Origin of the sequence: Halomonas chromatireducens (assembly GCF_001545155.1) — a bacterium.
GTDB lineage: Bacteria > Pseudomonadota > Gammaproteobacteria > Pseudomonadales > Halomonadaceae > Halomonas > Halomonas chromatireducens.
Genome location: NZ_CP014226.1, coordinates 2,416,083 through 2,434,763, shown reverse-complemented (window position 1 = coordinate 2,434,763; position 18,681 = coordinate 2,416,083). Strand labels below are relative to the sequence as shown.

The window sequence follows — 18,681 nt, the reverse complement described above, 5'->3', positions numbered from 1 at the left end:
GTTACACTATCGTGACACGCAATAAACCAAGGAAAAGGAGTCAAGATGAGCCTCGACGTGGTGATTCTGGCCGCCGGGCAAGGGACGCGAATGCGCTCGCAGCTGCCCAAGGTACTGCACCGCCTGGCTGGCAAGCCGATGGTGTCTCATGTCCTCGATACCGCCCGTCGACTCGAGGCAGACCGGACGCATGTCGTGGTCGGTCACGGGGCGGACCGGGTGCGTCAGGCACTCGGCGAGTATCCGATACGCTTTGCGCTGCAGGCGGAGCAGAAGGGCACTGGCCATGCGGTGGCCCAAGCGCTCGATGGCCTCGGCCAGGGCAAGGTACTGGTGCTTTATGGCGACGTGCCGCTGATTCGTCGCGACACCCTGTCGGCACTGCTCGATCAGGTCACCGAGTCACGCATGGGCCTGCTTAGCGTGACCCTTGACGATCCCAATGGCTATGGACGCATCCTGCGCAACGATGCTGGTGAGGTCGTGGCAATTGTCGAGCAGAAGGATGCCAGCGAGCGGGAGCTGGCGGTGCGCGAATGCAATACCGGTATCATGGCCATGACCGCCGCCCAGCTGCGCCGCTGGCTGCCGCGGCTCTCTGCCGACAACGCCCAGGGCGAGTATTACCTGACCGATGTCATTGCCATGGCGGCGGCCGACGGTGTGGCGATCGCCACCGCACAGCCCGACGACCCGCTGGAGGTGGAAGGAGTCAACAACCGCCTGCAGATGTCGCGGCTCGAGCGCGCACACCAGGCCCGCATCGCCGAGCAGCTGATGCTCCAGGGCGTGGCCCTGCTCGATCCGGCGCGGCTCGATGTGCGCGGTCGTCTGACCTGCGGCCACGACGTGGAGATCGACGTGGGCTGTGTCTTCGAGGGCGAGGTCGAGCTCGGTGAAGGTGTTCGCATTGGCCCCCACTGCGTGATTCGCGACAGCCATATCGGTGCCGAATCGGTGATCGAGGCCCATAGTGTCATCGATGGGGCCGTGATCGCCGGCCGCAACCGTATCGGGCCCTTCGCCCGGCTGCGCCCCGGTTCGCGTCTGGCGGTGGGTGCCAAGGTGGGAAATTTCGTCGAGACCAAGAACGTCGAGGTGGGCGAGGATAGCAAGATCAACCACCTGAGCTATGTGGGAGACGCTCGACTGGGCCGCAACGTCAACGTCGGTGCCGGTACCATCACCTGCAATTACGACGGCGCCAACAAGCATCGCACCGAGATCGGCGATGGTGCTTTCATCGGCTCCAATACCGCCCTGGTGGCCCCGCTCAGCGTGGGTCGTGGTGCCACCGTGGGGGCGGGGTCGACGATCAGCAAGGACGTGGCCGACCATGCGCTGGCGGTCTCCCGAGGCCGGCAGATCGCCAAGGCGGACTGGCCGCGGCCCACCAAGGCAAAGGATTACTGAGGAGAGCGCGATGTGTGGAATCGTTGGCGCCGTTGCCCAGCGCAATGTGCAGAATATCTTGCTCGAGGGGCTGCGGCGCCTGGAGTATCGCGGCTACGACTCGGCCGGCATGGCAGTGCTTGCCTCGGCGGGGCTGCAGCGCTGCCGGGCGCTGGGCAAGGTAGCCGCACTGGAACAGCGGCTTGTCGCCGAACCGCTGCCCGGTCACTGTGGCATCGCTCACACCCGCTGGGCCACCCACGGCAAGCCCAGTGAGGCCAATGCACACCCGCACGCCTCGGGGGATCGGCTGGCGGTGGTGCATAACGGCATCATCGAGAACCACGAGGTGCTGCGACACGAGCTCCAGGACGCCGGCTATGTCTTCGTGTCGCAGACCGACACCGAAGTGGTGGCCCACCTGCTGGAGCGTGAGTATCGTCTTGGCGACGGCCTGCTGGCATCGGTTCAGCGGGTGCTGAAGCGGCTGGAAGGCGCCTATGCCCTGGCTGTAGTACATGCCGATGAGCCCGACGTCATCGTCGGCGCGCGCAAAGGCAGTCCTCTGGTGGTGGGGGTGGGTATCGACGAGGCCTTCCTGGGGTCCGACCCGCTGGCCCTGCTGCAGGTCACCGACCGCTTCATCTATCTGCAGGAGGGCGATGTCGTTCGCCTTTCCGAGGGTGGCCACGTAGAGGTCGTCGATGAAGCCGGACGGCCGGCCGCGCGGGAGATCCAGACGTTCGAACACGCCGATGGCGCCGCCAGCAAGGGTGACTACCGCCACTTCATGCAGAAGGAGATCTTCGAGCAGCCGTCGGTGATCGCCGCGGCGCTGGAAGGCCGGCTGGGCGACAAGTCGGTACTGGTGGAGAGTTTCGGACCCGGAGCCGAAGCGCTGTTCGCGCGTGTCCGGCAGATCCATATCGTGGCCTGTGGTACCAGCTACCATGCCGGGATGGTGGCGCGCTATTGGCTTGAGCGCTATGCCGGGATTCCCGCCCAGGTCGAGGGGGCCTCCGAGTATCGTTACCGGACGGTGGTCGTGCCCGAAGGCACCCTCTTCGTGACGCTGTCACAGTCCGGCGAGACCGCCGACACCCTGGCCGCGCTGCGCTTTGCCCGCGAGCAGGGCTATCTGGGCAGCCTGGCGATCTGTAACGTGCCGGGCAGTTCGCTGGTGCGTGAATCCGATCTGACTCTGATGACCCAGGCCGGACCGGAGATCGGCGTGGCCTCGACCAAGGCGTTCACCACCCAGCTCACCGGCCTGATGCTGTTGACCCTGGCACTGGGTCGAATCAAGGGGCTTTCCTCCGATCTCCAGGCAGAGCTGGTGGCCGGGCTGCGCGGCCTGCCGCGGCTGGTGTCGCAGGTGTTGAAACTGGATGGCGAGATCGAGACGCTGTCGATGGCCTTTGCCGAGAAGAATCATGCGCTCTTTCTTGGCCGGGGCGTGCATTTCCCCATTGCACTGGAAGGCGCCCTGAAGCTCAAGGAGATCTCCTATATCCATGCCGAGGCCTATCCCGCCGGTGAGCTCAAGCACGGGCCCCTTGCCCTGGTGGATAGCGAGATGCCGGTCATCTCGGTGGCCCCCAACGACGAACTGCTCGACAAGTTGAAGTCCAATCTCCAGGAAGTGCGAGCCCGTGGCGGCGAGCTGTTCGTCTTTGCCGACGAAGCGGTGGGGCTGGAAGAGGAAGAGGGCATGCGCGTGCTCAGGCTGCCCCATGTGCATGATGCCCTGGCACCGATTCTCTATACCATTCCGCTGCAGCTGCTGAGCTACCACGTGGCGGTACTCAAGGGCACCGACGTCGACCAGCCGCGTAACCTGGCCAAGTCGGTTACCGTCGAGTAGCCCGTGAAGTCGCCCCGGGATGGCGCTGAGCCCGCATCGGGCTCAGCGCTGTACCCAGCCCCGGGCTATCAGCGGTGCAAAAAGCAGATGATAGAGTCGTCTCGCCACATGGTGATAGAAGGGCAGTATCAGCCAGTTGCGGCTGGCTCCTACCAGCAGTGCCATGGCCGCGGCCAGCAGGGTGGCGCCCAGCATGTCCTGGGGGAAGTGAACGCCGAGGAAGACTCGCGCCCAGGCCACGGGCAGAGCCAGGAGAAGCAGGTAGCGACCAATACGCCGGGTCTTGGCGTGCAGCATGAGGCTGAAGGCCATGGTCAGCATGATCGTCATATGGTTGCTGGGGAAGGCGGGGGTTGGCGAATGATCGAGAAAATGCTGCCCTAGCGGCACCATGAAAGGTCTGGGCGTCGGCCACAGATAGCCGATCAACCAGCTGGCCGCCAGGGCGAGCATCGTGGCGATAAAGGCTTCGAGGAGGGGCTGCTTGAGCCGGTCGCTGCCGCGCAGCCAGCCAATTACCAAGAGTGCAGGGATGAACCAGATCAGATAGACCGCACAGATCTCGGCCATCATCAGCCATTCTGGTTGGCTATCCGGAGCGGCATTGATGCGCTCGAACAGAACAAGGTTTAGATTCTTTCCCATGATTCACCACTGTTCCCAGACTGACGCCTCCGGTTGATGCTCCCCACGGCGCGGAAGGGCCATGCTGCCACCAGGCGAGCGGCGCTGCCTCTTCTTTTTGTTACAGAAAAAATGCAGATATGTCTGAACTGTATCCGTATTTTGCCCAGCGAGCCATTTGAGTGCCGTCATGGCACCTGTTGATAACTATTGATGGGTAGTCCCACACGGCTCGCTCCTCGTCCGCCGTTCTCATGACTCCTCAACCCCACCTGCTTGTGCCACTAGCGCGGCGGAAGCGCTGAAAGGCCCATTACACGCGTTTTACACGGGGGACAGCTTCCGTATCACACCGCCCGTTGGTGCAATCAGGCGGTTATCGGACACCATTCCACACTCAAAATAGAGCGATGCATCTTGTGGATAAAACGGGGGAAAACTCTATTTTCTCTTGTCCTTTCGGCACCTATTCATGGCGTCTCACCGTGGCGCCTACCCTCCATGCATGACCAGCCTCTCCTACCTTCTCTTCACCACCGGCGTGCCACGCTGGAAATGGCAGGTTCGACTCGCCCCGATCACTGCCGAAGAGCCGCATCGGATTGGTCAATCACTGGCCATCAGGCCATTTATCGGATAAATTTACCGATTAAATGGCAAAAATACCTCATTCAAACTGGTTATTTGTCTTGTTGCATATCAATAACCTCATCCAACGCTCGCATGTACAATAATAGGTGATTCATGTCGAAACTCGTCCACGCACAGTGGTCGTCGAAGATGACCTTCGTGCTAGCCGCTGCCGGCTCTGCAGTGGGGCTGGGCAATATCTGGCGGTTTTCCTACATGGTGGGAGAGAGCGGCGGCGCCGCCTTCGTATTGGTATATCTGGCCTGTGTCGCGGTGATTGGTTTACCGATACTCGTCGCCGAATGGATGATCGGGCGGCGTGGCCAGAACAACCCCGTCAATGCCATGCTGAAACTGGCGTCCAGCAGTGGTCAAACCAGGGCCTGGGCACTGGTCGGCGTCAGCGGTGTCTTGGCCGCCTTCCTGATCCTCTCCTTCTACAGCGTCATTGGTGGCTGGTCTCTCTACTACACCCTCAACTCCGTGACCGGCACTTTCACCGGCCAGGATGCCGACAGTGTCGGTGCTATCTTCGGTGGGCTGCTGGGTAGTCCCGGCGTGCTGCTGCTTTGGCATACCGCCTTCATGGCTCTAGTGATATGGATCGTTGCTCGCGGTGTGACCAAGGGCCTGGAAGGGGCCGTGCGCACGCTGATGCCGGCGCTGGTGGTATTGATGATCGTGCTGGTGGGCTATGGCATGACCACGGGGCACTTCGGTGAGGCGCTGGCCTTCATGTTCCGCCCTGACTGGGGCGCCTTGAGTGGCGATATCGTTTTGGCCGCCATGGGTCAGGCCTTCTTCACCCTGTCGTTGGGGATGGGCATCATGATGGCCTACGGCTCCTACCTGGGTGAGGACGTCAACCTGCTCGGCACGGCGCGTACGGTGATTATTCTCGATACCGTGATCGCACTGCTGGCGGGGCTGGCTATCTTCCCCATCGTCTTTGCCAACGGCCTCAGCGCCGGGGAAGGGCCGGGGCTGATCTTCGTCACCCTGCCCCTGGCCTTCGGCAACATGACCGGTGGCATGATCCTCGGGCTGATGTTCTTCCTGCTGCTGACCTTCGCCGCCCTGACTTCTGCGATTTCACTGCTGGAGCCGGTGGTGGAGTTCGTCGAAGAGCGATCGCCCCTGACCCGGGTGATGGCCACGCTTGCCGGCGGCGCTGCGGTCTGGGCGCTGGGTATCGCGGCATTGATGTCGTTCAACGTCTGGGACGAGTTCCTGATCTTCGGCCTCAATGTCTTCGACCTGCTGGATACCTTCACCAGCACGATCCTGCTGCCGCTGACCGGTCTTGGCGCCATCGTCTTCGTGGCCTGGTGCCTGGATCGAAAGAGCGTTGCCGCGGAGTTGAACCTGAGCGCCGGCAGCGAGACGCTCTGGTTTGTGGTGGCGCGCTATATTGCGCCGCTGGGCGTGATCCTGGTGTTTGTCAACAGCTTGCTGGGGTGACAGGTCCCTGAGCCCCGCCAGACGGGGCTTGAGTGACTGCCTTGGACGGCCGCCGGCAGGCGGCCGTCGTCAATGCTTTTCGTCTTCGGCCAGATCGGCGATATTTCGCTCCAGCTCCTTGAATTCGTTGTGCAGCTCGATGCCGCGGCGCGCCCGCAAATTGCGCTGAGCGGCGGTGCGTGAGCGTTTCTCGTGTTCGGCGACTTTCAAGCTCATGAAGATGTCGAGAAGCTCACTCTTGACGGAAGTTACGCGTTCGATCTTGCTCATGATCGACTCTCCCTCTTCTTCTTTATCGTCTCTTCTTGCCTACGGTTGTCGGCATGCCGTCACCCAGCTAGATGGCGGCCAAGCTTTTCTACTATACCCTACTTGACAGGATGATGACTAAGTGGGTCATTTCACGCAGCAGGGCGAAATTCCATATCGCCTTCGTGATGGGGCATACTGAACCCTGCGACTGCCAACCAAGGAGTTCAGCGTGAGCCGCGCCCTGTTCGATGAAATGAGACGCCGCATGGAGCACTTTCGCCGCTCCGAGCAGAAGGTGGCGCGCTATGTCCTGCGCAACCCAGATGAAGTCATCCACATGCGCATCGTCGATCTGGCTACCGAGGCCAAGGTCAGCGAGCCGACCGTGGTGCGCTTTTGCCGGGCGCTCGGTTGCAATGGCTTTCAGGACTTCAAGCTCAAGCTTGCGCAGATGCTGGCTTCAGGAAGCCAGTTCGCCCAGTTCTCCATGAACGACGACGATTCGGTAGCCGAATTCTCCCAGAGCATCTTCGATTCCACCGTGGGCACCTTGCTCTCTGTGCGTGATCGACTGGATAACGAAGCCTTGAGCCGGGCGATCCAGGCGTTGGCCATGGCCAACCGGGTGGAGTTCTATGGCTTCGGTGCATCCGGTGCGGTTGCCTTCGATGCCCAGCACAAGTTCTTTCGTCTGCAGATATCTACCGCCGCCTACGCCGATCCGCACATGCAGAACATGTCGGCGGTGACCCTCAAGGAGGGAGATGTCGTCGTGGCGATCTCCCAGACCGGCCGGACCCGGGCGTTGGTCGCCAGCGTGCGCCTGGCCCGCGAGGCGGGTGCCACGGTGATTGGCCTTTGCCCCAGCGGTTCGCCGCTCTCCGAGGAGGTGACCCTGCCGCTTTATATCGACGTCCATGAGGACACCGAGATATACACCCCGATGAGTTCGCGCATCGCCCATCTGGTGTTGGTCGACGTGCTGGCTGTCGGGGTGGCCAAGACCCGCGGCCCCCGGCTCGCCGAGCAGCTCAAGGCGGTGAAGAAGAGCCTGACGCCGCTCAGGTTTCCGGAGCAGGAAGGCAAGCCGTAGCCCAGCGTTGGGGATAACACTGCGGCCTCCGCCAAGGCGCCTGACGGCGCCGGTCGCGATGGGAACCAGCGCTCCAACAGTTGCTTTCTCCACGGAAGGAGCTACACCGCTGTAGGAGCAGCTTTAGCTCGCGACTGGAGGCGAAAGCCTCCCGGCGGGGTTGCCAACGTTCGCGGCTATCACCGGCGTTTCAGCCTCCGCCAAGGCGCCTGACGGCGCCAGTCGCGATGGGAACCAGCGCTCCAACAGTTGCTTTCTCCACGGAAGGAGCTACACCGCTGTAGGAGCAGCTTTAGCTCGCGACTGGAGGCGAAAGCCTCCCGGCGGGGTTGCCAACGTTCGCGGCTATCACCGGCGTTTCAGCCTCCGCCAAGGCGCCTGACGGCGCCAGTCGCGATGGGAACCAGCGCTCCAACAGTTGCTTTCTCCACGGAAGGAGCTACACAGCTGTAGGAGCAGCTTTAGCTCGCGACTGGAGGCCGGAGGCCTCCCGGCGGTGTTGCCGGTGCCTGACGATAACCACTGAGGTTGCCGCCTCCTCCAAGGCGCCCGCCGAGTCTTATGCGTAGTCAGGATATGCTAAGCTGAGCGCTCATTTTTCCAGCGGCAGTACCCTTCCCATGGACGACGTCACGGCGATTCTAGATCAGTTGAACCCGGCTCAGCACGAGGCGGTCAGCGCTCCCCAGGGCAACATGCTGGTGCTGGCCGGGGCGGGGTCCGGCAAGACCCGTGTGCTGGTGCATCGCATCGCCTGGCTGATGCAGGTCGAGGGCCTGTCGCCCTACGCCGTGCTTGCCGTGACCTTCACCAACAAGGCCGCGAGGGAGATGCGCACCCGCCTCGAGGCGCTGCTGGGGCTGTCGCTGCGCAACGTCTGGGTCGGCACCTTCCACTCCATCGCCCATCGCCTGCTGCGTACCCACTGGCAGGACGCCCGCCTGCCCCAGCACTTCCAGATCATCGACAGCGACGACCAGCTTCGCCTGGTCAAGCGCCTGCTCAAGGAGAATCACGTCGATGACGAGCGCTACCCGCCTCGCCAGGTGCAGTCCTTCATTTCCGGCTGCAAGGAGGAGGGGCTGCGGTCGCATCAGGTGGATGCCCATGGCGATGCCTACCTGGCACAGATGGTGGATCTCTATGAGCGCTACCAGCTGACCTGTGAGCGGGGCGGGCTGGTCGACTTCGGCGAACTGCTGCTGCGCAGCCTGGAGCTGCTCCGCGACAATCCGGCGCTGCTGGCCCTCTACCAGGAGCGCTTCGGCCACGTGCTGGTCGACGAGTTCCAGGACACCAATACCCTGCAGTACGCCTGGCTCAAGCTGCTCTCCGGCATGAAAACGCCGATGACGGTGGTCGGCGACGACGACCAGTCGATCTACGGCTGGCGCGGCGCCCGGGTGGAGAATATCCGCCGCTTCGAGCAGGAGTTTCGCGATACTCGCACCGTTCGGCTGGAGCAGAACTACCGCTCCACCAGCGCCATTCTCGAAGCCGCCAACGCCTTGATCAGCCACAACGCCGATCGCATGGGCAAGGAGCTGTGGACGGCTGGCAGCCGCGGGGAGCCGATCTCGCTCTATGCCGGCTTCAACGACCTGGATGAGGCGCGCTTCATCGTTGATACCATCAAGGAAAAGGTCGACGAGGGGTACAATCGCCGCGAGATCGCCATTCTCTACCGCTCCAACGCCCAGTCGCGGGTGCTGGAAGAGACCCTGATCCGCCAGGGGATGCCCTATCGCATCTACGGCGGCCATCGCTTCTACGAGCGTCTCGAGATCCGCAATGCCCTGGCCTACCTGCGCCTGCTGCTCAATCGCGACGATGACGCCTCGCTGGAGCGCATCATCAACGTGCCGGCCCGGGGCATCGGCACGCGCACCGTGGAGATCCTGCGCGAACGAGCCCGCCATGCCGACGTCACGCTGTGGCAGGCCCTGCACGACGGGCTTGCCGACGCGTCGCTCAAGGGGCGCGCCGGCAACGCCATCCAGGCGTTCGCCGACCTCATCGAGCGGCTGGACAACGAGACCGCCGGCATGGCGCTGCACGAGATCATCGCCCATGTGATCGAGCATTCGGGCCTGGTCGAGCACCACCGCAGCGAGAAGGGCGAGAAGGGACAGGCGCGGGTCGAGAACCTCGAGGAACTGATCAACGCCGCCCGCGCCTTCACCCAGGGCGAGGCACTCGAGCCGCCGGAGACGGCAGAGGGTGGCGTGGCACTGGAGGCCTTCCTCTCCGAGGCGGCGCTCAATTCTGGCGAGCACGAGGCCGACGAGTTCGAGGACTGCGTGCAGCTGATGACGCTGCACTCCGCCAAGGGGCTGGAGTTCCCTGTGGTGTTCATTGCCGGGGTCGAGGAGGGATTGTTTCCTCACAAGATGTCGCTGGAGGAGCCAGGGCGTCTCGAGGAGGAGCGCCGGCTCTGCTATGTGGGCCTGACCCGAGCCATGCGCAAGCTCTACCTGACCTATGCCGAGATCCGGCGAATGCACGGCAAGGAGACCTTCCAGCGGGCCTCGCGCTTCCTGCGTGAGATTCCCGACGAGTATATGGAAGAGGTACGGCTGCGGGGACAGATCTCCCGGCCGGTGACGGCCATGCGCCCTGCGGTCGGGCTCTCCCGCCAGACCTCGGTCAACGGCGGCGGCGATCTCCCCAGCCTGAGCCTGGGGCAGCGGGTGCTGCATCCGGTGTTCGGCGAAGGGGTGATCCTCAACGCCGAGGGCGAGGGAGAGCGAGCGCGGGTCCAGGTCAGCTTCGAAGGCGAGGGTGACAAGTGGTTGGTGTTGGGGTTTGCCAAGCTCACCCCGCTATAAGGAAACGCCGCGTTGCGGCTGCGCTCCCCTGGTACGTTGACGTCTACGTCAAAAGGCGTGCTTGCTGCCTATTTTTTCCTTACGCATACTCTCAGGCGGACACATCGCGCTGCACAAGACGCGAATCAGAATAATCACCCTTGGAGTCACGAACGCCATGCAACGCCGTAAATTCCTCAAGACCGTCGGCCTCGGGGCCGCCGGCGCCGCCGCTGCTCCTTTCGTTTCCACGGCCAGCGCGCAGGAAACCATCACCTGGGACATGGTTACCTCCTGGCCGACCAATTTCCCCGCTCTGGGCACCGGTGCCAATGACTTTGCCGAGCGTATCGAGAAGCTCTCCAATGGCCGCATGCGTGTTCGCGTTCATGGCGCGGGAGAGCTGGTTCCGGCAATGGAAGTCTTCGATGCGGTCGCCGCCGGTACCGCTGAAATGGGTCACTCCGCCGCCTACTACTGGCGGGGCAAGGTCGCCGCGTCGCAGTTTTTCACGGCGGTTCCCTTCGGCATGAACACCACCGAAACCAACGCCTGGCTCTATCATGGCGGCGGTCAGGAGCTGTGGGACGAGATCTACGCCAAGCACAACCTCAAGCCCTTCGCGGTGGGCAATACCGGCGCGCAGATGGCGGGCTGGTTCAAGAAGGAGATCAACTCACTGGCCGATATGCAGGGCATCCGTCTGCGCCTGCCGGGCCTGGCCGGCGAGGCCATGAACGGCATCGGCGTCACCACCGTCAATATGGCGGGTGGCGAGATCTTCACCTCCATGCAGACCGGCGTGCTCGATGCTGCCGACTGGGTGGGTCCCTACAACGACATGGCTTTCGGTCTGCATCAGGTTGCTGATTACTACTACACCTCGGTGTGGAACGAGCCCACCGCCGTGCTGGAAGGTACCGTCAACCTGGATGCCTGGAATGCGCTGCCGGACGATCTCAAGGATGTGGTGCGCGAAGCCGCCAAGGCGTCGAACATCGGTATGATCAGCGAGTTCGCCTACCGTAACGCCCAGGCGCTGGATACCCTGGTGGACGAACACGGTGTCCAGCTGCGCACCTTCCCCGAGGATGTCATGGAGGCCCTCTACGAGTCCTCGCAGCAGGTCATCCAGAATCAGATCGACAGCGATCCGGATTCTGCGAAGGTCTACGAGTCTTACCAGGCCTTCCAGACGCTGGTGCGACCATTCAGTGATATCGGTGAGTATGCCTATCTGAAGGGACGCGATGCTGTCGGTGCGTGAGCGAGGCAAGACGTTATGACAGGAAGGGCGCCCAGGTGGCGCCCTTCTTGTGCCTGAAGGCAAGAAAAGGCTTCAGCCTTGCTGATGGACGCTGCGGATCCGCCCCTTGTCGTCCAGTGCCACCATCACGAAGCGCGCCTCGGTGACCTTGTGGAGCTCGTCCCCATCGCGCTCGTGGGGTTGGCGGATCCACACTTCCACGTCAATCTTGACGGAGCTATGGCCAATCTCGCGGACGGCAGTGAAGATATTGACGGTTGACCCAACCCGTACCGGGCAGAGGAAATCCATGGTTTCGATGGCCACGGTGGCAGTGCGGCCATGTGCCTCTCGGCCGGCTGCCAACTCGGCGGCCTGGTCCATGTGGCTGACCAGCCAGCCGCCGGGAATATCGCCATACAGATTGGTGTCCTGTCGAGAGGCCATTAGCTTGAGCGTCAGCTGTCCCTGGGGGGCGGGCACATCGTCGAGGTCGGTCATGGGTAGTCTGCTCGGCTTGTTGTTGTCAGTGGTCGGTACAGGTCGGAAAAGCGTTGAACAATATTGCGCTGCAGCGCATCTGTGCGCCATCTTATACGGCAAGGTCCCTCTTGCTCCAGCCTTGCGACAACCTGTCACCTTGGGTCGGCATGCCACTACCACTCTCTTGTCTTGAGGAAAAACGGATGCTGGATGCCCTCACGGCTCTGGTACGCGGTACTCGTCTTGCCTACTCACCGGGCATGCGTCGTTACGTCTTTGTGCCTATTGGCATCAATCTGGTGGTCTACAGTCTGATGCTTTACTACGTGGTCGCCCATTTCGGAGGTTGGCTAGACGGCTGGATGGCCATGGTCCCAAGCTGGCTGGAGTGGCTCTCCTGGCTGATCTGGCCACTGTTCGTGCTCAGTCTGGTCTTGATCGTCTTTTTCACCTTTACGCTGGTGACTCACCTGATAGCCGCCCCCTTCTATGGCTTCCTGGCCGCCAGGGTTGAAGTGGTGGCCACCGGGCGGCCGCCGCTGGACGACCGGGGGTTGGCCAGGACGGCGGTGGATGCGTTGGGGCGCGAACTGGTCAAGCTCGGCTACATCCTCCCCAGGATGGCGTTGCTGTTCGTGGTGAGCTGGATTCCCGCCATCAACCTGATCGCTCCACTGCTCTGGCTCCTGTTTTCCGCCTGGATCATGGCCATCACCTATCTCGACTATCCCATGGACAACAACAAGGTCAGTTTCGCCGACATGCGGCGTCGTCTGTCGTCGCGTCGCTGGCCGACGCTGAGCTACGGGGCCTGGGTTACGCTGATCACCTGGATCCCGCTGGCCAACCTCTTCCTGCTTCCCGGCGCCGTGGCCGGTGCGGTGCTGATGTGGGATAGCCACTATCGGGGGCTGCCAGCCTCTTGAGCCGGGCAAGGTGTGCCAGGGAGCTGCTACCCTCAAGGTGTCTGAGTGTCTTCGCAAGCAGCACAAGGATTTCCAATTATGCGTTCTCTGTTTTTGCTGATGCTGGCTACCGCCCTGTCGATGGCCGCCCCGGCCATGGCACAGGAGTATCGGCTGAACGACCTGTTGATAACCCATCCCTTTGCGACCCCGTCTCCACCCAGCGTTGATCACGCTGCCGTCTACGTGGATATCTCCATCGCCAGCGAGGAGCCAGATGTATTGGTGGAAGCGAGCACGCCCGTCAGCGCTACCGTCGAGCTTCATGACATGGCCATGGAAGGTAGTACCATGCGGATGTTTCCGGTGCCGCAGATCGAAGTGCCTGCCAGCACCTTGCTGACCATGCGCCCGGGCGGCGGATACCACCTGATGCTGCTGGACCTTGTCGCACCATTGCGCGAGGGGGACAGCTTCCCCATGACCCTGACATTTGCCGAGCGTGGGGAGATCGACATCCATGTGCGGGTCATGAGAGCCCAGGATGGCCGTGCCGATGCCGGGGAACTACTGCATCGGCACCACCAACTGCTGGATCGGCATCTCGAATGATGCGCTGGCTAGCGTTCCTTGTCGCTAGGCTTCAAGTCAGGGAATCGAGGGTCGTGGCCACGGCGTCGAAGAGCCGCTCAAGCTCCGCTTCCGTGGAGCCGAATGGCGGGCCGAACTGCAGGGTATCGCCGCCGTAGCGCACATAGAACCCCGCTTGCCAGAGCGCCAGGTGGGCGTCGCGAGGCCTCACGGTGGGATCACCGTCACGGGGGGCCAGCTGGATCGCGCCGGCCAGCCCGTGGTTGCGGATATCCACCACGTGGGGCCGACCCTTGAGGGCGTGGAGCTTCTCCTCGAATACCGGGGCAATGGTGCGAACCTGGCCGGGGAAGTCCTCCCGTTCGAGCAGGTCGAGGGAGGCCAGGGCGGCGGCACAGGCCACCGGGTGGGCGCTGTAGGTGTAGCCGTGGGGAAATTCGATGGCGTGCTCGGGCCCGCCGGCGTGCATGAAGGTATCGAAGATCTCGCCGGAGGCGATAACCGCGCCCATGGGCACCGCACCGTTGGTGAGCTGCTTGGCGATATTCATCATGTCCGGCGTCACGCCGAAGGCCTCGGCACCGGTGGTCGCACCGCTGCGGCCGAAGGCGGTGATCACCTCGTCGAAGATCAGCAGGATGTCATGGGAGCTGCAGATCTCGCGGAGTCGTTCGAGATAGCCCTTCGGCGGCACGATGACGCCGCCGGAGCCCGACATGGGCTCGACGAGGACTGCCGCGATGTTGGAGGCGTCGTGCAGGGCGATCTGGTCGAGCAGGGCATCGGCGAGCTCGGCGCCGCTCTCGGCCTGGCCACGGGTGAAGGCGAGGTGGGGCTGCAGGGTGTGGGGCAGGTGGGTCACGTCGAGCAGCTGCCCGTAGTGCTTGCGATTGCCGCCGATCCCGCCAAGGCTGGTGCCGCCGACGTTGACGCCGTGGTAGCCCTTGGCACGGCCGATCAGGCGGGTCTTCTCCGGGCGCCCCTTGAGCCGCCAGTAGGCCCTGGCCATCTTCACCGCGGTGTCGGCGGCATCGGAGCCGGAGTTGGTGAAGAAGACGTGGTCGAGGCCGGCAGGGGTCAGGCTGGCCACCTTCTCGGCGAGTTCGAAGGCCAGCGGGTGGGCGACCTGGAAACCTGGCGCGAAGTCCAGGCTGCCCAACTGGCGGCTCACCGCCTGCTGGATCTCTACCCGGTTGTGCCCCGCCCCGCTGGTCCAGAGACCCGACAGCGAGTCGAACAGTCGCCGACCACGGTCATCGATGTAGTAGCGGCCTTCGGCGCCGGTGATCAAACGTGGGTTGGCGTGGAAGTCGCGATTGGAGCTGAACGGCATCCACAGGTGCCGGTTGAGCCCCGGATGCCCCGCTGCCGCTTCACGGCCGGCGGATGTGGTTGTGGCTTGTTGGGTATCGACCTCGTACATGGTCCTGTCCTCTGCTGCCTCTCGGGCGTTGTTCACCCGCGTTGTAGCTACAGCATGGACCGGAATAAAGGTTTATAAAATCAAACTATACTGTCGTTAACGTCAGTCGGGTGATACGCGATTGACGGTAGCACCTTGCCTGATTCAACCGTTCAGGGTGGGCCAGAGGCTGAGGGCGATGCCGGCGAAGACCAGCAGGCCCGACCAGTGGTTGTTGAGGAACGCCTGGAAGCAGCGGTCCCGATCCCGGGTACGAATCAGGGTCTGCTGATGCACGAAGGTGGCCGCCATGGCCGCCAGACCCAGCCAGAAGAACAGACCCAGCCCCAGGCGCAGGCCGACCCAGGCCAGCAGTGCCAGGGTGCCCCCCTGCAGCAGGCCGATCATCAGCCGGTCGGCGCGGCCGAACAGCACGGCGGTGGACTTGATGCCGATGCGCAGGTCGTCGTCGCGGTCTACCATGGCGTACTCGGTGTCGTAGGCCACGGTCCAGGCCACATTGGCGCAGAACAGCAGCCAGGCCTCTACCGGCACGTGGCCCAGCACGGCGCCGAAGGCCATGGGAATCGCCCAGGAGAAGGCGGCACCGAGGAACACCTGGGGCAGGTGGGTGTAGCGCTTCATGAACGGATAGATGAAGGCCAGCACCACCCCGACCAGCGACAGCATCACCGTGAACAGGTTGGTGAACAGCACTAGCACGAAGGCCGCCACGACCAGCATCACGAACAGCACCTGGGCCTCGCGCTCGCTGATGCGACCAGTGGCCAGGGGGCGGTTCTTCGTGCGCTTGACGTGCCCATCGAAGTGGCGATCGGCGTAGTCGTTGACCACACAACCGGCCGCACGCATCAGGTAGACGCCGGCGATGAAGATCAGCAGCACGTTTCGCCCGGGGATGCCCTCGGCGGCCACCCACAGCGCCCAGAGAGTGGGCCACATCAACAGCCAGGTGCCGATGGGTCGGTCCAGACGCATCAGGTGCAGGAAGTCGGGCACGCGGGCCAGGCCGGTGGGATGCAGCAGGGATCGGTCCATCGGAGCCTCCTCAATCGATGGCGCTCATCCTAACGTGAAGGCAGCGCCAGTTCATCTGCCATGGCGTCGAGGAAGAACTCTTGCACCAGAACGGCAAAGCGACCGTGGCGAAATACCGAGCGACGGCCCCAGGGGCCGCTCTGGCAATGGAACGGGGGCGGGGAGGCTGTCACTTCAATGGGGCTGCGCTCCAGGCCCGGCTGTCGAAACAGCCAGCTGCCCAGCGAGCGTTCCCCGAGCCGGTCGAGGCGTTGCCCACGCAGCTGCGCAAGCGGCGCCACCGAGCGCGCCACCACCCAGGGGCGTTCGTCCAGGCAGAGTGCCACTTCGCGGAGCCAGGCGAGGCGACCGACGGGCAGGCCCAGGGCCCTGGCCTCGTCGGGGCGTGGCCGGCCCGGGCGCTGGTCGAGCAGGCGCACACGGAAGGTCTTCTCGCCCCCGGCCTCGATCAACCGGGCGGTGAGGGAGTCCCGCGAGGCGACCCAGGCCCACCAGGCCGGGCTCATGGCCGGCTGGCCAGCCGCCAGTGGCCGCCAGCTTACGGCTTTCGGGGTCAAGCGGGTGGGGTCGTGGCGCACCGCATGTCTCCGGGTCACCTTGCTCTCCAGGTCGATCGAGGGGCGCATAGTGTAACATGCAGATCTGACTCGATTCCCTGTAGTGGGCGGCATCGAAGGCATGCCAGCCCCCGCGATACGGCAAGGAGTTTCATGACCGCTCCCCTGATCATTGTCGGTTCCGGCATGGCGGGCCTTGGCCTGGCCCGGCAGGTTCGTGCCCGGGATACGGCGCGCCCTATCGTCCTGATCACCGCCGATAGTGGCGATGACTACGCCAAGCCACTGCTATCCACCGGCTTCGCCAAGGGCCTGCCGCCCGCGCGGCTGGCCACCCGCTCGGCGCTGGAAGCGGCCGACCAGCTGGGCGTGGTGATGCGTACCCATACCCGGGTGGAGGGCATCGACAGGGAGGCGCGTGAGCTGCACATCGGTGACGAGCGCCTGCCCTGGAGCGAGCTGGTGCTGGCCACCGGAGCGGCACCGGCGGTGCCCTTCAAGATTCCCGACACAGTGGCCGGGCGCGCCTTCACCATCAACGACCTCGACGACTACCGTCGATTTCATGCTGCGCTGGAAGCGTTGGGCCGCCGGGCCCGCGTGGCCATCGTCGGTGCGGGCCTGGTCGGCTGCGAATTCGCCAATGACCTGATCGCCGGCGGACACGAAATCACCCTGGTGGCGCCGGAGAGTGCACCGCTGCCGCGACTGCTGCCGGAGCCGCTGGGGCGTGCGCTGGGAGAAGCCTTCGTCGAAGCTGGCATGACGCTGGCGCTGGGACGCAGCCTGGAAGCGCTGGAGAGCGTCGGCAGCGCCATCGGAATCATGCTCAGCGGCGGCAGCCGGCTTGAGGCCGACCTGGTATTGGTGGCCACCGGGCTGCGGCCTAGAGTGGAACTGGCCGCAGCGGCTGGCCTCGAGACCGGTGCGGCGGGCATTCTGGTGAATCGTCGGCTCGAAACGTCGGCGCCCGGGATCTACGCCCTGGGCGACGTGGCCTGTGTCGATGGGGTCAATGCCATGTACGTTCAGCCGCTGCAGGCCAGTGCCAAGGCGCTGGCGCAGACATTGACAGGCGAGCCCTCCGAGGTGGCCTATGGAGCCTGGCCGATACTGGTCAAGACTTCGCTGCTGCCTGTCGTGGCAATGCCGCCGACCCGTTCACCGGCACGCTGGCGAATCGAAGGGGAAGGACGTGATCTGGCAGCATTCGCCGAGACCCAAGACGAACGTTTGATCGGCTTTGCGTTGACAGGGAGCTGCGTGCGGCGGAAAGTTGAGCTGGCGCGAGCGACACCGCCATTGCTAGGCTAGTGGCGTCAACAGCACTACGGGGCTTTGGGCCCGCAGCTGACGACAGCGTCACCTTGCATGGCGCTTCCCGGGTAGCAAGGGTTTCATGCGTGGCACATCAAGGGCTTCATACCCGGAAGCGAGAGGCGGTTCGTATTACATGAGTCGCTCGTGCGGATAACAACACACCGGCGCCCAGCGTCGGGAAATAGCCAATACCAGGAGGGGATTTATGCGGAAGCCAGAACTTGCTGCGGCGATTGCCGAGCGTGCGGAACTTTCGAAGGACAAGGCGAGTCAGGTGCTCAACGTCATTCTCGATGAGATTACTGGAAGCGTCGCTCAGGGTCAGGATGTATCACTGATCGGTTTCGGGACTTTCACCGTGCGCGAGCGAGCCGCCCGCACCGGCAAGAACCCGCAGACAGGCCAGCCTCTGGCCATTCCAGCCAGCAAGACCGTGGCTTTCAAGCCCGGGAAGGGGCTCAAGGATGCTGTCGGCAAGGGCTGACGCCACGCGGAGCGCTTTCGTGGCGCGGCCTGCCGTTGTTGCAGGCCGCGGTTTCATCCCGTTCCTGATCGAAGCGGATTCGACATGAAGCTGAGACTCATGCTGTGGCTGTTGGGCTGGTTGCTCAAGTTTGCACTGCGCCGCAAGCCACGTTTTCGCGAAACCATCACCGAGATGCGTAGCCTCGACTGGGGTATCGCGACCGAGAATCTCTCCATCGCCCGGCATTACCGCATGTCCCCCAAGGGCATCCACGCCGGGGCGGGACTTCCCGTGGATCTCGACCTGGAGCTGCGCTTCGAGGACGAGGCCACCGCCATCAAGGTGCTTCGCAAGCCGACCCAGCAGGCCTTCCTCGACGGCATGATGGCAGGTAACGTGCGCCTGGTCGGTGACTCCAGTGACCTCAACAAGCTGCAGAAGCTGCTCAAGCACCTGTAAGCCTGCATTCATTGTCCTGACGGCTTACCGGCCCTTGCGTTCCCACCGGTATCGGTCGTGTTGATCAGTT

Annotated in this window: 17 protein-coding genes; 11 read left to right on the top strand and 6 right to left on the bottom strand. The window is 63.4% G+C overall.

Annotated elements, in window-relative coordinates:
- The first annotated feature begins 45 nt into the window (after positions 1–45).
- Together glmU and glmS are read left to right on the top strand one after the other, a co-directional pair.
- Positions 46–1,413, top strand: a complete 1,368-nt coding sequence (gene glmU, locus LOKO_RS11310) for a bifunctional UDP-N-acetylglucosamine diphosphorylase/glucosamine-1-phosphate N-acetyltransferase GlmU (protein WP_066449109.1) — start codon at positions 46–48, stop codon at positions 1,411–1,413.
- Positions 1,414–1,423: 10 nt separating this feature from the next.
- Positions 1,424–3,256, top strand: coding sequence for a glutamine--fructose-6-phosphate transaminase (isomerizing) (glmS, locus tag LOKO_RS11305; protein WP_066449106.1), 1,833 nt, complete (start codon positions 1,424–1,426; stop codon positions 3,254–3,256).
- Between the two features lie 42 nt (positions 3,257–3,298).
- On the opposite strand, the gene LOKO_RS11300 is transcribed toward glmS, so the two are convergent.
- On the bottom strand, positions 3,299–3,901 hold the full coding sequence (locus tag LOKO_RS11300) for an undecaprenyl-diphosphatase (RefSeq protein WP_066449104.1): 603 nt from the start codon (positions 3,899–3,901) through the stop codon (positions 3,299–3,301).
- Between the two features lie 723 nt (positions 3,902–4,624).
- Here LOKO_RS11300 and LOKO_RS11295 point away from each other — a divergent pair.
- Positions 4,625–5,971: a sodium-dependent transporter gene (locus LOKO_RS11295; RefSeq protein ID WP_066449102.1), complete on the top strand. Its 1,347-nt coding sequence runs from the start codon at positions 4,625–4,627 to the stop codon at positions 5,969–5,971.
- A gap of 69 nt (positions 5,972–6,040) precedes the next feature.
- Here the strand turns inward: LOKO_RS11295 and LOKO_RS11290 are convergent, their stop codons facing one another.
- A complete protein-coding gene (locus LOKO_RS11290; protein WP_066449100.1) occupies positions 6,041–6,241 on the bottom strand; it encodes a PA3496 family putative envelope integrity protein in 201 nt (66 codons plus the stop codon).
- Positions 6,242–6,452: 211 nt separating this feature from the next.
- On the opposite strand from LOKO_RS11290, the gene hexR reads away from it, so the two are divergent.
- The 3 genes from hexR to LOKO_RS11275 all read left to right on the top strand — a co-directional run bounded on the left by hexR (position 6,453) and on the right by LOKO_RS11275 (position 11,390).
- Positions 6,453–7,316, top strand: coding sequence for a transcriptional regulator HexR (hexR, locus tag LOKO_RS11285; protein WP_066449094.1), 864 nt, complete (start codon positions 6,453–6,455; stop codon positions 7,314–7,316).
- Positions 7,317–7,936: 620 nt separating this feature from the next.
- Positions 7,937–10,144: a DNA helicase II gene (uvrD, locus tag LOKO_RS11280; RefSeq protein WP_066449090.1), complete on the top strand. Its 2,208-nt coding sequence runs from the start codon at positions 7,937–7,939 to the stop codon at positions 10,142–10,144.
- A gap of 157 nt (positions 10,145–10,301) precedes the next feature.
- The gene (locus LOKO_RS11275) at positions 10,302–11,390 is read left to right on the top strand and encodes a TRAP transporter substrate-binding protein (RefSeq protein WP_066449087.1); all 1,089 of its coding nucleotides are present in this window, start codon (positions 10,302–10,304) and stop codon (positions 11,388–11,390) included.
- Positions 11,391–11,462: 72 nt separating this feature from the next.
- On the opposite strand, the gene LOKO_RS11270 is transcribed toward LOKO_RS11275, so the two are convergent.
- Positions 11,463–11,870 carry an acyl-CoA thioesterase gene (locus tag LOKO_RS11270; protein WP_066449084.1) on the bottom strand — a complete coding sequence of 136 codons (408 nt, stop codon included), beginning with the start codon at positions 11,868–11,870 and terminating at the stop codon, positions 11,463–11,465.
- Between the two features lie 185 nt (positions 11,871–12,055).
- On the opposite strand from LOKO_RS11270, the gene cysZ reads away from it, so the two are divergent.
- Positions 12,056–12,778, top strand: a complete 723-nt coding sequence (gene cysZ, locus LOKO_RS11265) for a sulfate transporter CysZ (RefSeq protein ID WP_066449081.1) — start codon at positions 12,056–12,058, stop codon at positions 12,776–12,778.
- 78 nt (positions 12,779–12,856) lie between these two features.
- Complete coding sequence (locus LOKO_RS11260; protein ID WP_083517553.1) at positions 12,857–13,369, top strand: copper chaperone PCu(A)C; 513 nt, start codon at positions 12,857–12,859, stop codon at positions 13,367–13,369.
- A 31-nt stretch (positions 13,370–13,400) separates the two neighbouring features.
- Here the strand turns inward: LOKO_RS11260 and aptA are convergent, their stop codons facing one another.
- The 3 genes from aptA to LOKO_RS11245 all read right to left on the bottom strand — a co-directional run bounded on the left by aptA (position 13,401) and on the right by LOKO_RS11245 (position 16,405).
- Positions 13,401–14,771, bottom strand: coding sequence for an omega-aminotransferase AptA (gene aptA / locus LOKO_RS11255; RefSeq protein WP_066449079.1), 1,371 nt, complete (start codon positions 14,769–14,771; stop codon positions 13,401–13,403).
- 144 nt (positions 14,772–14,915) lie between these two features.
- Positions 14,916–15,809: a 4-hydroxybenzoate octaprenyltransferase gene (ubiA, locus tag LOKO_RS11250; RefSeq protein WP_066449075.1), complete on the bottom strand. Its 894-nt coding sequence runs from the start codon at positions 15,807–15,809 to the stop codon at positions 14,916–14,918.
- Positions 15,810–15,838: 29 nt separating this feature from the next.
- Positions 15,839–16,405, bottom strand: coding sequence for a chorismate--pyruvate lyase family protein (locus tag LOKO_RS11245; RefSeq protein ID WP_235588845.1), 567 nt, complete (start codon positions 16,403–16,405; stop codon positions 15,839–15,841).
- Positions 16,406–16,519: 114 nt separating this feature from the next.
- On the opposite strand from LOKO_RS11245, the gene LOKO_RS11240 reads away from it, so the two are divergent.
- The 3 genes from LOKO_RS11240 to LOKO_RS11230 all read left to right on the top strand — a co-directional run bounded on the left by LOKO_RS11240 (position 16,520) and on the right by LOKO_RS11230 (position 18,611).
- Entirely contained in the window at positions 16,520–17,680 is a 1,161-nt protein-coding gene (locus tag LOKO_RS11240; protein WP_066449073.1) for an FAD-dependent oxidoreductase, read from the top strand.
- Between the two features lie 211 nt (positions 17,681–17,891).
- Positions 17,892–18,170 (top strand): HU family DNA-binding protein, encoded by a 279-nt coding sequence (locus LOKO_RS11235; RefSeq protein WP_010625919.1) that lies wholly within the window; start codon positions 17,892–17,894, stop codon positions 18,168–18,170.
- A gap of 84 nt (positions 18,171–18,254) precedes the next feature.
- Positions 18,255–18,611 (top strand): hypothetical protein, encoded by a 357-nt coding sequence (locus tag LOKO_RS11230; protein ID WP_066449070.1) that lies wholly within the window; start codon positions 18,255–18,257, stop codon positions 18,609–18,611.
- Positions 18,612–18,681: the final 70 nt, after the last annotated feature.

Bases quoted from the DNA above. Each gene is read 5' to 3' on its own strand.
- aptA (WP_066449079.1), bottom strand. From the start codon at position 14,771: ATGTACGAGGTCGATACCCAACAAGCCACAACCACATCCGCCGGCCGT.
- cysZ (WP_066449081.1), top strand. From the start codon at position 12,056: ATGCTGGATGCCCTCACGGCTCTGGTACGCGGTACTCGTCTTGCCTAC.
- glmS (WP_066449106.1), top strand. From the start codon at position 1,424: ATGTGTGGAATCGTTGGCGCCGTTGCCCAGCGCAATGTGCAGAATATC.
- ubiA (WP_066449075.1), bottom strand. From the start codon at position 15,809: ATGGACCGATCCCTGCTGCATCCCACCGGCCTGGCCCGCGTGCCCGAC.
- LOKO_RS11270 (WP_066449084.1), bottom strand. From the start codon at position 11,870: ATGACCGACCTCGACGATGTGCCCGCCCCCCAGGGACAGCTGACGCTC.
- LOKO_RS11295 (WP_066449102.1), top strand. From the start codon at position 4,625: ATGTCGAAACTCGTCCACGCACAGTGGTCGTCGAAGATGACCTTCGTG.
- uvrD (WP_066449090.1), top strand. From the start codon at position 7,937: ATGGACGACGTCACGGCGATTCTAGATCAGTTGAACCCGGCTCAGCAC.
- LOKO_RS11230 (WP_066449070.1), top strand. From the start codon at position 18,255: ATGAAGCTGAGACTCATGCTGTGGCTGTTGGGCTGGTTGCTCAAGTTT.
- glmU (WP_066449109.1), top strand. From the start codon at position 46: ATGAGCCTCGACGTGGTGATTCTGGCCGCCGGGCAAGGGACGCGAATG.
- LOKO_RS11240 (WP_066449073.1), top strand. From the start codon at position 16,520: ATGACCGCTCCCCTGATCATTGTCGGTTCCGGCATGGCGGGCCTTGGC.
- LOKO_RS11260 (WP_083517553.1), top strand. From the start codon at position 12,857: ATGCGTTCTCTGTTTTTGCTGATGCTGGCTACCGCCCTGTCGATGGCC.
- LOKO_RS11300 (WP_066449104.1), bottom strand. From the start codon at position 3,901: ATGGGAAAGAATCTAAACCTTGTTCTGTTCGAGCGCATCAATGCCGCT.
- LOKO_RS11290 (WP_066449100.1), bottom strand. From the start codon at position 6,241: ATGAGCAAGATCGAACGCGTAACTTCCGTCAAGAGTGAGCTTCTCGAC.
- LOKO_RS11275 (WP_066449087.1), top strand. From the start codon at position 10,302: ATGCAACGCCGTAAATTCCTCAAGACCGTCGGCCTCGGGGCCGCCGGC.
- LOKO_RS11235 (WP_010625919.1), top strand. From the start codon at position 17,892: ATGCGGAAGCCAGAACTTGCTGCGGCGATTGCCGAGCGTGCGGAACTT.